A 12,890-nucleotide genomic window follows, 5' to 3' on the forward strand; every position below is an offset into this window, starting at 1 on the left:
CTATCACGCTAGATTGTGAGATATGCGTCGATCGATGGCGGACGACAATCCGCCCGGCGTCGAACCGTCTGTCCCTGCCCTGCTCCGCAGGAGCTTCGCCCCTCCCCCACACTGAAGGTGGGGGTATCCACGAAGGAGCCGCCATGAAGCTCATCACCGCGATCGTCAAGCCGTACCGCCTCGACGAGGTCAAGACGGCGCTCCAGGAGCTCGGCGTGCACGGCCTGACCGTCACCGAGGCCAGCGGCTACGGTCGGCAGCGCGGCCACACCGAGGTGTACCGGGGCGCCGAGTACCGCGTCGACCTCGTGCCGAAGGTGCGGATCGAGGTCGTCGTCGACGACGCGGACTCGGAGGCCGTGATCGACGCGGTCGTCAAGGCCGCGCAGACGGGGAAGATCGGGGACGGGAAGGTGTGGTCGATCCCGGTCGAGACGGTCGTACGGGTACGGACGGGCGAGCGCGGCCCCGACGCGCTCTGACCGCCAGCACTCCCCCGGCGAAACCGACCGCGAGCAGCAGCGCCGCCGCGAGCCAGGGCAGCGCGAAGAACGACGCGCTCGCCGACTGCTTGGTGCCCGGCGCGCTCGCGGTCAACGTGATGTCGCCCCAGTCGAGTTGGGGCGCGCCCTTCCATGACTCGGTCAGCTTCACGCTCTGCCCGGGCAGCAACTCGGCCGGGATACGGGTGAGTCCGCGCGAGAGCAGTGTCCGGCCGAACAGGCCCTGTGCCTTCAGGGTCACCTTCGGGTCGAGGGTGACGTTGCCGGTGTTGTGCAGCGTGTAGGAGATCGTCGCGTCGCTGCTCCCCAACCCCGGTACCAGCGGCTGGTGATGGGCGATGTGGACGTGCTCGACGGCGAGCGCGGGGAGCGTCGGTCCGCTCACCCGGAGGTACACGCGTGCGCCTACGGCCCGCTGCACACCGAGCGCGAGTGAGCCGTCGCCCTTGTCCACGCGTTCGTCGAGGGCGACCAACGCGCCCGGGTGGTCGCCCGGTTCGGCCCCTTCGGGCACATGCAGGGTGAACGGCACGGTGACCGACTTGTGGGCGGGGACGGTGACTTGGGACTTGGTCGGCTTCGCCCACGCGCCGACGCCCCGCATCTTCTCCGTCACCGTCCGGACGGCGAACCCGCCGTCGCGCGCGGTGTTGTAGGCGTCGGCCGCGTACAGCCGGAAGGTGAGCGGCTTCGCCGTCTTGTTGGCGACGACCACCTTGTCCTGGATGGTCTGGCCCGGATCGGCGGAGAGATAGAAATACGGCCGCGCGGCGATCTGCGAGGCGGCCGGGTACACGGACCAACTGCCGTTGTCGGCGGCATGGGAGGACGGCGCGGCCAGCGCGCCGAAACAGAGGCTCAGGAGGAGGACGTACAGCTTTCGCATGGGTGCGGACCCCCACGGACGTGGTGTGCGGCGGTCGGGCGGGTGCGGGCGCCCGGCCACCGGAGGTGAGTTCGGACGGTCAGGTGAGCGTGAGCGTCAGAACGCCGGAGTACGAGCCCGGAGGCGTGAACGCCGGTACGTTCAGGGAGAGTCCGGCATCGGCGGTGAACTCGCCGCCGGTGACCGTACCGTCGGGCGTGGACGCGAGCGTCGCTCCCGAACTGCCCACCGTGCCCGCCGAACCGGCGACACAGGTGCTCGGGCTGCCCGCCTTGGTGGCGCAGGCGGGAGTCCAACTCAGCGCCCCGGCATCGATCTTGGCGCCGGGACCGGTGAAGTCGGTGACCTTGCCGGTCAGGGACCAGCCCGCGGGTCCGCCGCGGAAGTCCTGGACCGTCACCGTGTTGAGGGCGCCCGTGGAGGCACCGCCCTTGCCGAAGTCGACGGCGGAGAGGCCCACGGCGTCCCCGGCCTGCGACATCGACAGACTGCCCGCCTTGACGGTGGTCGTCAGCTTCTGACTCCCCGGCGGAACGGGCGTGGTGTCGTTGACGACATACGCGGCCGGACCGGCACCCAGATCGGCACTCCACGCACTGCCCTCGTACGCCACGATCCCGGTCGTCGTCTTGTCGTTGACGGTGAGCGAGCCGCTGATGGTGCCGGCGCTGGTGGCCGTGACGGTCGCCGTGTCCGCGGTCTGCGCGCTGCCGGACCGCCCGGCCAGCGTCACGGTGGCACCCGGGGTGAAGTTGCTGCCGGTGACGGTGACACTGTCACCGGCGTTGCCGGAGGCCGAACCCAGGCTGATCGCACGGGTGTTGACCGGAACGGTGGCGGTCGCGGTGACGGTCTCGGAGACCGGCGCCGGCGGGTTCGTCACCGTGCAGGGGGTGTCCAGCTCCAGGATGTAGCTGGTGTGGATGTTGTAGTCGCCGGGCGAGAGGGTGATCGCGCCCGGAGTGGTGACCGTGAAGGTGCCGGTCATGGAGAACGACGGGAAGGCGCCGTTGCCCGGCACCGGGTCGTTCTTCTTGGGCCCGGTGACCGTGACGTTGCCGGTCTGGGCACCGCCGAGGGCGACGTTCCCGGTGGGCGTCATGATGTCGGCCGGCAGGGCGATCGCGGTCGGGTTGCTGGCGGCGGGCTTGACCACCGTGTACGTCACGGTGACGGTGTCGCCGACCTTCGGCGCGGTGTTGTTCACCGTGATCGCGGCGGTCGTGGTGCCGTCGATCGGCGGGATCCCCGCGATCGCCGGCGGGATGCAGTGCGTGGCGAAGTCCACGTTCGTCGACGCGCCGGCCGGACAGGCCAGTGCGCCGCCCGTGGCGACCGCGAGCGCGGTCACCCCGAGCAACGACGCCCAACGGCGTCTTCGGGATGTCGTAGCCATGGCTGTGCCCCCTCCTGAGGACGGTGGGCACAGCGGCTCGTCCGCGCCCACAGGGGGCATTGATGTGGGGATCGCGCGAGAAGTCAATGGAGACGGACAAATAAACTGATGGGCCGTCAGCTCCCGCCCAACAGCGGGAGTTGACGGCCCAGTTGAGCCCGTGGGGGGAATTGTCGGGTGCCTTCTCAGGCGACTTCTCAGTCGAACACGAACGGACCCGGCGACTGCGCCCCGGTGGCCGTGCACGTCACGGCGATGCCGAAGATGGTCATCTTCAGCGAGCCGCCGTACGCCTCCAGGCTGTCACCGGAGGCGACGGTGCCACTGAGCGGACCGACGGTGACGGCGTCACCGGTCGCCATGGCCGGGTTCACCGTCCCGCTGAAGACGGTCGTGCCACCGCTCGCGTTCACGAACGTGAAGGAGGAGGCGATCGAGTTCTGCGCCAGGGCCAGCGGGGCGGTGATGGACGAGTTGACGGTGACCGTGGCCGCCGTACCGTCCTGCGTGGCCGTGATGGTGGCCGCGCCGCCGCCGAAGATGCCGCAGTTCGCGGTGATCGTCGCCGTCTGGGGAGTGACGGCGAGCGCGCTGGGCGCGAACGCCAGCGAGGTGGCCGCGAGGACCCCCGTCACCAGTGCCGCACCTGTTCCGATTCGCTTGCTTCTCAGCTTGCCTTTCATGGATCCGGATCCCTTCCCGAGTCTGGGAATGCCATGTGGGGATGGACGGGAGAAACACCTCAGCCCCACTCGCGGACGCGGTGCGGTGCGCCACGCGAGCAGAATCTGACGGTCCGTCGGAACTTACGGTTCCATTGATGCGCGGGAGACGGGGGGAGAGCAAGGGCGAAATCTGGACGGGTTACTTCCGGACACGGTTCCTGTCAGCCCGCGGTCACCGTCAGCCGCACAGCCCCGTCCGGCCCGGCCACCAGCACGGGCGTCTCCGGCCCGCCCAGATCCCGTACCGCCGCACGATCCTCGACGGACGCGGACTCCGCCTCCGTCACCACCGCCGCCGCCTCCAGCGACTTCGCGCCGGACGCCACCGCCATCGCCACCGCCGTCTGGAGCGCGCTCAGCTTCAGCGACTCAAGGGCGACGGTCCCGGCGACATACGTCCGCCCGGTCTCGTCCCGTACAGCGGCACCCTCGGGCACACCGTTGCGGGCCCGGGCCGAACGGGCCAGGGTGACGATCTTGCGGTCCTCGGGGTCAAGCGCGCTGCTCTCGGTCATGAACAGAGCATACGAAGGACCGGTCCCGCACGTCCCTCAGGGCCGGTCGAGGCGGAGCCGTTCCGCACGCGGCAGCCCCGCGACGACCAGGTCGTACGAGTCCTCGATCAGCTCCTTGAGGAGCCGGTCGGGAAGGCCACCGTCCACCGTCACCGTGTTCCAGTGCCGCTTGTTCATGTGGTACCCGGGGATGATCAGCCCCTCGTGCTCCTCCCGGAGCCGGATCGCGTCCTCCGGGTCACACTTGAGGTTGACCGTGAGGGGCCGCCCGTCCAGCCGGGTCAGCGCGAAGAGCTTGCCCAGCACCTTGAAGACGGACATCTCGGGAGAGAAAGGGAAGTCCTCCACCGTCGCGTTGAACGACAGGCAGAACGCGCGCAGTTGCTCGGGGCTCACTCCGGTTTCGTCTCCTCCTCCGGCGGACCGCCCGGGCCCACCGGCTCCACCAGCACCGTCACGATCTTGTTGCGGCGACCTGCCGAGGCCTCCGCCGTCAGCCGCAGTTCGCGCCCGTCGGGCAGCTCCACGACCGACGACGCCCCGGCGATCGGGACCCGGCCCAGCGCCTTCGCGAGCAGCCCACCGACCGTCTCCACGTCCTCGTCGTCGTAGGCCTCGAAGCCGTACAACTCGCCCAGGTCGCCGATGTCGAGGCGGGCGGTGACCCGGTAGCGGTCGTCGCCCAGCTCCTCCACCGGAGGCAGCTCCCGGTCGTACTCGTCGGTGATCTCGCCGACGATCTCCTCCAGGATGTCCTCGATGGTGACGATGCCGGCCGTGCCGCCGTACTCGTCGATGACGACGGCGACGTGATTGCGCTCCTGCTGCATCTCGCGCAGCAGATCACCGGCGTTCTTGGTGTCCGGCACGAAGCTCGCGGGCCGCATGGCCGTAGAGACGAGTTCGGACTCGGCGTCGCGGCTGATGTGCGTCTTGCGGACCAGGTCCTTCAGGTACACGATCCCGACGATGTCGTCCTCGCTCTCACCCGTGACCGGAATGCGCGAGAAGCCGGAGCGCAGCGCGAGGGTGAGGGCCTGACGGATCGTCTTGTACCGCTCGATGACCACCAAGTCCGTGCGGGGGACCATGACTTCACGCACGAGGGTGTCGCCCAGCTCGAAGACCGAGTGCACCATCCGGCGCTCCTCGTCCTCGATCAGCGACTCCTTCTCGGCGAGGTCCACCAGCGCCCGCAACTCGGCCTCGGACGCGAACGGGCCGCGCCGGAAACCCTTGCCGGGAGTGAGCGCGTTGCCGATGAGGATCAGCAGATACGGGATCGGGCCCATGATCCGCGCGAGCGGCAGCAGCACGTACGCCGCCGCCGTGGCCGTGTTCAGCGGATGCTGCCGCCCGATCGTGCGCGGTGACACCCCCACCGCGACGTACGACACAAGGACCATGACGCCGATCGCGGCGAGCAGCGCGGGCGCGGTCCCGTGGATCTCCTGAAGGCACTCGTAGGTGACCAGCGCGGCGGCGGCCATCTCGCAGACCACCCTGACCAGCAGGGCCACATTGAGATAGCGGGTCGGGTCGGCGGCGACCTGCGCGAGCTTCGCGCTGCCGCGCCGACCGGACCGTACGGCCTCCTCGGCGCGGAAGCTGGAGACGCGCGCGAGGCCCGCCTCCGCGCAGGCGGCGAGCCAGGCGACCACGACCAGGGCGATGGCGCCGACGACGATCTGAGGACTCATGAGACGTGGTGCCCCGGTCCCCTAGGAGACCGTCGGCGCCGGGGAGGGGCCGTCGTGGCCCTTCTCCGCGCGCCAGCCGTCCACGATGGCGGCCTGAAGGCCGAACATCTCGGCCTTCTCGTCGGGCTCCTCATGGTCGTACCCGAGGAGGTGCAACACACCGTGGACGGTGAGGAGTTGGAGCTCCTCGTCCATGGTGTGCCGCGTCTCGGCCTCGGCCCCCTGCTTCGTGGCGACCTCCGGGCACAGCACGATGTCACCGAGGAGCCCCTGCGGAGGCTCCTCGTCGTCCTTGCTCGGCGGACGCAGCTCGTCCATCGGGAAGGACATGACATCGGTCGGCCCGGGCAGGTCCATCCACTGGATGTGCAGCTGCTCCATGGCGTCGGCGTCCACGGCGATCACCGACAGTTCGGAGAGCGGGTGGATGCGCATCCGCGCGAGCGCGTAGCGGGCGATGTCGAGGATCGCCTGCTCGTCGACCTCGGTTCCGGACTCGTTGTTGACGTCGATCGACATGGTCGTGCTGATCTACTTCCGCTTGTCACGGGCACCCTTGTGGGTGCCGTTCTCCGTACCGTTCTCGCTGTCGTACTTCTCGTACGCGTCGACGATACGGCCGACCAGCTTGTGCCGTACGACGTCCGCCGACGACAGGCGGGAGAAGTGCACGTCGTCCAGCCCCTCCAGGATGTCCTGCACCTGCCGCAGCCCCGACTTCGTCCCGCTCGGCAGGTCCACCTGCGTCACGTCACCGGTGATCACGATCTTCGACTCGAACCCGAGCCGGGTGAGGAACATCTTCATCTGCTCGGGGCTCGTGTTCTGGGCCTCGTCCAGGATGATGAAAGCACTATTAAGGGTGCGGCCCCTCATATATGCCAGCGGCGCCACCTCGATCGTCCCCGCTGCCATCAGCTTCGGGATCGAGTCCGGGTCCAGCATGTCGTGCAGCGCGTCGTAGAGCGGGCGCAGGTACGGGTCGATCTTCTCGTAGAGCGTGCCAGGGAGGAAGCCGAGGCGCTCGCCCGCCTCGACCGCCGGGCGGGTCAGGATGATGCGGTCGACCTGCTTGGTCTGGAGGGCCTGGACGGCCTTGGCCATGGCGAGGTAGGTCTTGCCGGTGCCGGCGGGGCCGATGCCGAAGACGATCGTGTTCTTGTCGATCGCGTCGACGTAGCGCTTCTGGTTGAGGGTCTTGGGGCGGATCGTGCGGCCTCGCGAGGACAGGATGTTCTGGGTGAGCACCTCGGCCGGTGTCTCCTCAGGGCCATCCCCGTTCTCGCTCGCCCTGAGCATGGCGATCGAGCGTTCCACTGCGTCCTCCGTCATCGGCTGCCCGGTGCGGAGCACCAGCATCATCTCGTCGAACAGGCGCTGGATGAGGGCGACTTCACGGGCATCGCCGACCGCGCTGATCTCATTGCCCCGGACGTGGATGTCGGCCGCCGGGAAGGCCTTCTCGATCACCCGCAGGAGAGCGTCGCCGGATCCCAGGAGGGTCACCATGGCGTGCTGGGCGGGGACGGTGATCTCTGCTCTCGCCTGTCCCCGCGCGGGGGTGTGAGCTGTGGGTGTCTGAGTCATGGGCCGGCTCGTAGGCCTTGCTCGTCCTCCTCGATACGACTCGCCCGCCACAAGGGCGGCCTGGTGATTTCCAGGGTACGCCGGGCCACTGACATCGCCGTAGGGCTTTTCGGTGACCGTCGGGCCACGAATTGCGAGGTGTGCCCGGCGCAGGGAGCGTGCACAGGTTGACGCAGTGAGCCCTGTTCGCGCCCCCTCGTATGTACGGACAATGCGCTATGTCCGTCAGGTAAGCCATGCAGGGAAAGCAGGTCGGCCGCTGTGTTCGTGCGTCTGCCCACGTCCGTGTCCGAAGCGCAGGAGTGTCTGGCCGAGGGGGCGATACCCGTCGGCGGGGCGACGCTTGTGTGGGCCGGCTGGCAACGGGACGGTTTTCCCGAGCAGGCGGTGTCCCTGCGGAAACTGCCCGAGGCCAAGGTGATCGGGGACGGGACGCTGGGCGCGGCCGTACTGCTGCACGAGATCGACGCGCGGGTGCCGGAGGTGCTGCGGCGGGCGGCGGCCGGGGTGGGGACGGGTGCGGTGCGCCGGGCCGCGACGGTCGGCGGGAACATAGTGGGCAGCACGCTGCGCTGTCTGCTGCCGGCCGCGCTGGTGCTGGACGCCCGCGCGGTGGTCCTGGAACCGGACGGTCCCGTCGAGACCGACCTCGCCGAGCTGCTGGCGAAGCGCCCGCTGCTGCTGAGTCTGCGGTGGCGGGAGCCGGTGGCCACCGGTTATCGCAAGCTGACCGAGGTGCTGCGGGGCGAGGTTCCGTTCGTGGTCGCGGTCGCCGTGACGGGGGTGGACCGGCTCACTCTGCGGGTCGCCGTGCGTGACGGGTATGACGTGCTCAGCGAGGCCGTTCCCTACGACACCCACGACACCGACGGCGCCCACGGCGCCCACGACACCGACGTCCGGCGGATTCTCGGGGCCCTGGCCCTCACCCCGCTCGGCACACTGCCGGAGGCGGTCTTCGAGGCCGTACGGGAAGAGGTCGTCGGGGTGGTGGAGCGGGCGGGGGCCCGCTGATCCGGACAGTGCAGGAACGGTTCACCCGACCCGGGCAGCCCGGGGGCCAGCCGACAGCCCCCTACGTCGACCTGCCGAACCCGATCGTCGGGACCGCCCTCCGCAGCGGCCAGGGACTGGCCTCGCCCTGTTCCTCCGGGACGAGTCCCGCCAGGAACGCGTACCGGTTCAGGGCGGTCGGGTCCTGGCCCTCGACGGACTGGACCTTGCGCCACCAGGCGCCGATCTCCGACCAGCCCGGTGCGGAGAGGGAGCCGCCGAACTCCTGGACGGAGAGGGCGGCGGTGAGGCCGGCGAAGGCGAGGCGGTCGGCGAGCGGCCAGCCGGCCAGGGTGCCGGTGACGAAGCCGGCCACGAAGACGTCCCCGGCGCCGGTGGGGTCGAGGGCCTCGACGGCGATGGCCGGGACCGAGGCGGATTCCCCGGTGCGGCGGTCCACGGCGTAGGCGCCGTCCGCGCCGAGGGTGACGACCGCGAGGGGTACGTGTTCGGTGAGGGCGTGGGCGGCGGCGCGGGGGCAGTCGGCGCCGGTGTAGCGCATGGCTTCCTCGGCGTTCGGCAGGAACGCCTCGCAGTGCGCGAGGTCGGCGAGGCCCGCGAGGTCCCAGGCCCCGGTCTCGTCCCAGCCGACGTCGGCGAAGATCTGGGTGCCCTCGCTCGCGGCCTGGGCGACCCAGGGGGCCTGTTTGCCGGGGGTGAGGGAGGCGATGGCGGCACGCGCGCGTGGCGGGCGGTCGGGAGCTCCGCCTTCGCTGAACTCGGTCTCCGGGGGCGGCTCGTGGCCGTGGGAGACCATCGTGCGTTCGCCCTCGTAGGCCATCGACACGGTGACCGGGGAGTGCCAGCCGGGTACCGAGCGGGAGGCTGAGAGGTCGATGCCCTCGCCCTGTTCCAGCGCGTCCCAGCAGTACTCGCCGTAGTGGTCGTCGCCGAAGGCCGCGGCGAGGGAGGTGCGCAGGCCGAGGCGGGCGAGCGCGGTGGCCATGTTCGCCACTCCCCCGGGGCTCGACCCCATCCCGCGCGCCCAGGACTCGGTGCCGCGCACGGGGGCGGATTCGAGGCCGGTGAAGATGATGTCGAGGAAGACGGTGCCGGTGAGGTACACGTCCCAGGGCGGGTCGTCCGGCGCGCGCAGTCCGGCGAGGGGATCGACCTGGGCCGGACAGGATCTCCTCTCCCGGTCGCCCTCCTGGTCGGCCGACGATCCCTCTCCGGTGGACGCGGTGGACGCGGTCACGGTGCGCTCCCTGACGTGATGCGGATCAGGCCAGTGTGCACCACCACGCACGTGTGAGGGCGGCTCCCGCTCCGGACCCGCCCGTCGCGCCCGTGTCGGGCAACCGCAGGTCCGGGCCGTACGGTGCGGACCGGGTGCCCCTCGGCCGCCCGCGACGGGCGGCCGTCAGGATCCGGTCACGCGGCGCCTACCAGCGGGGCATCGAGGGCGCCACCCACTCCGGGTCGGTGATCCGCATCGCCGCCGCGTCGTCGCGCTCGCGCAGCGAACCGTCGTCGTCGAGCCACCGCTGGTGCAGCAACTCCAGCTTGGCGCGGTCGAGTTGGACGCCGAGGCCGGGCGCGTCGGAGACGGTGACCTTGGCGTCGGTGAAGGTGAGGCGTTCGGTGAGGACGTCCTCGGACTGCCAGGGGTAGTGGGAGTCGCAGGCGTGGTGGAGGTTGGGGACCGTCGAGGCGACGTGGGTCATCGCGGCGAGGCTGATGCCGAGGTGGGTGTTGGAGTGCATGGAGATGCCGACGCCGAACGTGCGGCAGATGGCGGCGAGTTGCTGGGTGTTGCGCAGTCCGCCCCAGTAGTGGTGGTCGGAGAGCACCACCTGTACGGCATCGCGCGTGAACGCCTCCTTGATCTCGGCGAAGGTCGTCACGCACATGTTGGTGGCGAGCGGCACGTCGGTCCCGGCGGACACCTCGGCCATGGCGGGGGTGCCCAGCGCCGGGTCCTCCAGGTATTCGAGGACGTCCCCCAGCTCCTTCGCCACCTTCAGTGAAGTCTCCACGGACCAGGCGCCGTTGGGGTCAAGGCGCAGGGGGTGGTCGGGGAAGGCCGCGGCCAACGCCCGTACGGCGGCGATCTCTTCGTCGGGCGGGAAGACCCCGCCCTTGAGCTTGAAGGAGGTGAAGCCGTACCGCTCCTTGAACTTCCGTGCCTGCTCGACGACTCCGGCCGGGTCGATCGCGGCGCCCCAGTCGTCCTTCTCGCTCGCCACGCCCTCGGGGTGGTCGGCCCACTTGTAGAACAGGTAGGCGCTGTACTCGACCGCGTCCCGCACCTTGCCGCCGAGCAGCGCGTGCACGGGAAGGCCAAGTGCCTTGCCCAGGGCGTCGAGGCAGGCGACCTCGAAGGCGGAGACGACGGACAGGCGCAGCTTGTCGGCGGTCTGGACACCGCGCAGTCCGCCGACGTCGACCTGCGAGGAGGTCCGGGAAGCGTCGACCGCGACCTCGTCGGCGACGGTGAACAGGCCGTTCAGGTCACTGACTTGACGGCCGATCAGTTTGCGGGCATACGGCCGGGCCAGTTCCAGGTACTTGGTGTCGCCGTAGGTCTCGCCGAGGCCGGTGATGCCGCCGGCGGTCTCGATCTCGACGATCAGGCGCGGGGTGTAGGGCTGGTGGACGCCCTGGGTGTTGAGCAGCGGCGGGTCGGCGACCAGGATCGGGGTGAGCCGGACGTCGGCGATGGCGAGGTTCACAGCGCGGCTCCTACGAGGTCGAGTCCGGTGGTGAGCAGGGCGGTGAGGTCGGCCAGGTCGGCGGCCGTGGGGTCGGTGAGCGGGGCGCGCACGGGGCCCACCGGGCGACCGCGCAGCCGGGCCGCCGCCTTGACGAGCGAGACCGCGTATCCCGGTACCCGGTCGCGGAGTTCGACGAACGGGACGTAGAACTCGCGGAGCAGTTTGTCGACCGTCTTGTCGTCGCCGTCCCGCAGCGCGGCGAAGAAGGCGTTCGCGAGTTCGGGGGCGAAGGCGTGGACGGCGGAGGAGTAGGCGGGGACGCCGACGGTGGCATAGGCGCGGGCCTGGATCTCGGCGGTGGAGGCGCCGTTGAAGAAGAGGAAGCCCTCGGGGGCGGCGAGGGTGAGGCGTTGGAGCCGGTCGAGGTCGCTGTGGCCGTCCTTGAGGCCGATGACTCCGGGGATGCCCGCGATGCGCTTCAACGAGTGTGCGGTGAAGGCGACTTGGCCGCGCTGGTAGGCGATGAGCGGGAGCCGCGTGCGGGCGGCGAGCTGTTCGAGCTGGGCCACCAGGCCGTCCTGCGGGGCGGCGACGAGGTAGTGCGGGAGGACAAGGAGCGCGTCGGCGCCGGCCTCCTCGGCGATGCGGGCGAAGCGGGCGGCCTGGGCCCAGCCGTAGCCGACGCCCGCGACGACGGGGACGCGGCCGGCCGCCTCCTCCACCGCGATGGTGACGACCGTGCGGTACTCGTCCTCGTCGAGTGAGAAGAACTCGCCGGTGCCGCAGGCCGGGAAGATCGCGCCGGGGGCGGTGGCGGTCTGGGCGGCGACATGGGTGCGGAAGCCGTCGGGGTCGAGGGAGCCGTCTTCGTGGAAGGAGGTGAGCGGGAAGGAGAGCACGCCGCCCGCCATCCCGTCCCGCAGCCTGCGCACCACGGTCTCCGTTTCGCCGTTCACCTGGGCCATCTCTTGGCCATCTCCCTATGTAGACGTCATCCACGTATGAAGACAAAGGTTAGGTACGCGAACCGCAGCCGTCAATGGGGCCCGCCGCGCCTCGGCCACCGCTCGCTACCATCTCCCCATGTCAGAGCCCGGTGGCGTCCGCGAGGTGAAGTCCGCCGCCCGCACGGTCGAGCTGCTCGAACTGCTCGCCGCGCGCGGCGACCGTCCCGCGCGCCTCCAGGAACTCGCCGACGAACTGGGCGTACCGCGCAGCTCGATGTACGCCCTCCTCCAGACCCTGATCGCACACGGCTGGGTCCGCACCGACAGCACCGGCTCGCTCTACGGCATCGGCATCCACGCCCTGCTCACCGGCACCAGCTATCTGGACTCCGACCCGCGCGTGCGGACCGTACGGCCGTATCTCGACGAGGCGTCGCAGGCGCTCGGCGAGACGATCCACCTGGGGCGGCTGGACGGGCGGGACGTCGCCTATCTCGCGACGCGGGAGTCGCACGAGTACCTGCGGACCATCAGCCGGGTGGGGCGACGGCTGCCCGCGCATGTCGGCGCCCTCGGCAAGGCGCTGCTCGCGGAACGGGACGACGCCGAGCTACCGCCCGGGCCGTACGAGGCCGCGACCCCCAACACCCGCACCACACGGGAGGCGTTGGCCGCCGACCTCGCGGCGGTCCGCGCCCGCGGCTACTCGGTCGACCGCGAGGAGGGCGTCCTCGGGATCGTCGGCTTCGGCTTCGCGCTGCGCTACGACAACCCGCCGCTGGACGCGATCAGTTGCTCGGTGCCGGTGGTCCGGCTCACGCCGGAGCACGAGGGGCGGATCGTCGCCGTGATGCGGGAGGTCAGGGCGAAGATCGAGGCGACGGCGCCCGCGGCCGGCGGAGCGGTCCACTGGCGTTAGCG

14 protein-coding genes are annotated in these 12,890 nt (G+C 70.4%); 3 read left to right on the forward strand and 11 right to left on the reverse strand.

What is annotated here, in order from left to right; genetic code table 11:
* The first annotated feature begins 143 nt into the window (after positions 1-143).
* On the forward strand, positions 144-482 hold the full coding sequence (locus ACWIHT_RS38380) for a P-II family nitrogen regulator (RefSeq protein ID WP_019074107.1): 339 nt from the start codon (positions 144-146) through the stop codon (positions 480-482).
* On the opposite strand, the gene ACWIHT_RS38385 is transcribed toward ACWIHT_RS38380, so the two are convergent.
* The 8 genes from ACWIHT_RS38385 to ACWIHT_RS38420 all read right to left on the reverse strand — a co-directional run bounded on the left by ACWIHT_RS38385 (position 376) and on the right by ACWIHT_RS38420 (position 7,312).
* Positions 376-1,389, reverse strand: a complete 1,014-nt coding sequence (locus tag ACWIHT_RS38385) for a WxL protein peptidoglycan domain-containing protein (protein WP_456173140.1) — start codon at positions 1,387-1,389, stop codon at positions 376-378. The genes ACWIHT_RS38380 and ACWIHT_RS38385 overlap by 107 nt on opposite strands.
* Before the next feature lie 79 nt (positions 1,390-1,468).
* A complete protein-coding gene (locus ACWIHT_RS38390; protein ID WP_456173141.1) occupies positions 1,469-2,785 on the reverse strand; it encodes a beta-xylosidase in 1,317 nt (438 codons plus the stop codon).
* 197 nt (positions 2,786-2,982) lie between these two features.
* The gene (locus ACWIHT_RS38395) at positions 2,983-3,468 is read right to left on the reverse strand and encodes a hypothetical protein (protein ID WP_456173142.1); all 486 of its coding nucleotides are present in this window, start codon (positions 3,466-3,468) and stop codon (positions 2,983-2,985) included.
* A 203-nt stretch (positions 3,469-3,671) separates the two neighbouring features.
* Positions 3,672-4,025, reverse strand: a complete 354-nt coding sequence (locus tag ACWIHT_RS38400) for a cytidine deaminase (RefSeq protein WP_456173143.1) — start codon at positions 4,023-4,025, stop codon at positions 3,672-3,674.
* A gap of 36 nt (positions 4,026-4,061) precedes the next feature.
* Complete coding sequence (locus tag ACWIHT_RS38405; protein WP_456173144.1) at positions 4,062-4,421, reverse strand: MmcQ/YjbR family DNA-binding protein; 360 nt, start codon at positions 4,419-4,421, stop codon at positions 4,062-4,064.
* Positions 4,418-5,725, reverse strand: coding sequence for a hemolysin family protein (locus ACWIHT_RS38410; RefSeq protein WP_262058241.1), 1,308 nt, complete (start codon positions 5,723-5,725; stop codon positions 4,418-4,420). The genes ACWIHT_RS38405 and ACWIHT_RS38410 overlap by 4 nt, the downstream gene beginning before the upstream one ends.
* 21 nt (positions 5,726-5,746) lie before the next feature.
* Positions 5,747-6,244, reverse strand: a complete 498-nt coding sequence (gene ybeY / locus ACWIHT_RS38415; RefSeq protein WP_456173145.1) for an rRNA maturation RNase YbeY — start codon at positions 6,242-6,244, stop codon at positions 5,747-5,749.
* Positions 6,245-6,256: 12 nt separating this feature from the next.
* Positions 6,257-7,312, reverse strand: coding sequence for a PhoH family protein (locus tag ACWIHT_RS38420; RefSeq protein WP_456173146.1), 1,056 nt, complete (start codon positions 7,310-7,312; stop codon positions 6,257-6,259).
* 261 nt (positions 7,313-7,573) lie between these two features.
* On the opposite strand from ACWIHT_RS38420, the gene ACWIHT_RS38425 reads away from it, so the two are divergent.
* Positions 7,574-8,326 carry an FAD binding domain-containing protein gene (locus ACWIHT_RS38425; protein ID WP_456173147.1) on the forward strand — a complete coding sequence of 251 codons (753 nt, stop codon included), beginning with the start codon at positions 7,574-7,576 and terminating at the stop codon, positions 8,324-8,326.
* 61 nt (positions 8,327-8,387) lie between these two features.
* On the opposite strand, the gene ACWIHT_RS38430 is transcribed toward ACWIHT_RS38425, so the two are convergent.
* The 3 genes from ACWIHT_RS38430 to ACWIHT_RS38440 all read right to left on the reverse strand — a co-directional run bounded on the left by ACWIHT_RS38430 (position 8,388) and on the right by ACWIHT_RS38440 (position 11,987).
* On the reverse strand, positions 8,388-9,563 hold the full coding sequence (locus ACWIHT_RS38430; protein ID WP_456173148.1) for a carbohydrate kinase family protein: 1,176 nt from the start codon (positions 9,561-9,563) through the stop codon (positions 8,388-8,390).
* 187 nt (positions 9,564-9,750) lie between these two features.
* Positions 9,751-11,040, reverse strand: a complete 1,290-nt coding sequence (locus ACWIHT_RS38435) for a glucarate dehydratase family protein (RefSeq protein ID WP_456173149.1) — start codon at positions 11,038-11,040, stop codon at positions 9,751-9,753.
* A complete protein-coding gene (locus ACWIHT_RS38440; RefSeq protein ID WP_456173150.1) occupies positions 11,037-11,987 on the reverse strand; it encodes a 5-dehydro-4-deoxyglucarate dehydratase in 951 nt (316 codons plus the stop codon). The genes ACWIHT_RS38435 and ACWIHT_RS38440 overlap by 4 nt, the downstream gene beginning before the upstream one ends.
* A gap of 118 nt (positions 11,988-12,105) precedes the next feature.
* Between ACWIHT_RS38440 and ACWIHT_RS38445 the strand changes: the two genes are divergently transcribed.
* Entirely contained in the window at positions 12,106-12,888 is a 783-nt protein-coding gene (locus tag ACWIHT_RS38445; protein WP_456173151.1) for an IclR family transcriptional regulator, read from the forward strand.
* The last annotated feature ends 2 nt before the right edge of the window (positions 12,889-12,890 follow it).

Source organism: Streptomyces sp. NPDC002276 (genome assembly GCF_053891435.1).

What these genes read in the sequence shown, in the direction of transcription:
- ACWIHT_RS38380 (WP_019074107.1), top strand. Translation starts at nt 144, where the DNA reads ATGAAGCTCATCACCGCGATCGTCAAGCCGTACCGCCTCGACGAGGTC.
- ACWIHT_RS38385 (WP_456173140.1), bottom strand. Translation starts at nt 1,389, where the DNA reads ATGCGAAAGCTGTACGTCCTCCTCCTGAGCCTCTGTTTCGGCGCGCTG.
- ACWIHT_RS38390 (WP_456173141.1), bottom strand. Translation starts at nt 2,785, where the DNA reads ATGGCTACGACATCCCGAAGACGCCGTTGGGCGTCGTTGCTCGGGGTG.
- ACWIHT_RS38395 (WP_456173142.1), bottom strand. Translation starts at nt 3,468, where the DNA reads ATGAAAGGCAAGCTGAGAAGCAAGCGAATCGGAACAGGTGCGGCACTG.
- ACWIHT_RS38400 (WP_456173143.1), bottom strand. Translation starts at nt 4,025, where the DNA reads ATGACCGAGAGCAGCGCGCTTGACCCCGAGGACCGCAAGATCGTCACC.
- ACWIHT_RS38410 (WP_262058241.1), bottom strand. Translation starts at nt 5,725, where the DNA reads ATGAGTCCTCAGATCGTCGTCGGCGCCATCGCCCTGGTCGTGGTCGCC.
- ybeY (WP_456173145.1), bottom strand. Translation starts at nt 6,244, where the DNA reads ATGTCGATCGACGTCAACAACGAGTCCGGAACCGAGGTCGACGAGCAG.
- ACWIHT_RS38420 (WP_456173146.1), bottom strand. Translation starts at nt 7,312, where the DNA reads ATGACTCAGACACCCACAGCTCACACCCCCGCGCGGGGACAGGCGAGA.
- ACWIHT_RS38440 (WP_456173150.1), bottom strand. Translation starts at nt 11,987, where the DNA reads ATGGCCCAGGTGAACGGCGAAACGGAGACCGTGGTGCGCAGGCTGCGG.
- ACWIHT_RS38445 (WP_456173151.1), top strand. Translation starts at nt 12,106, where the DNA reads ATGTCAGAGCCCGGTGGCGTCCGCGAGGTGAAGTCCGCCGCCCGCACG.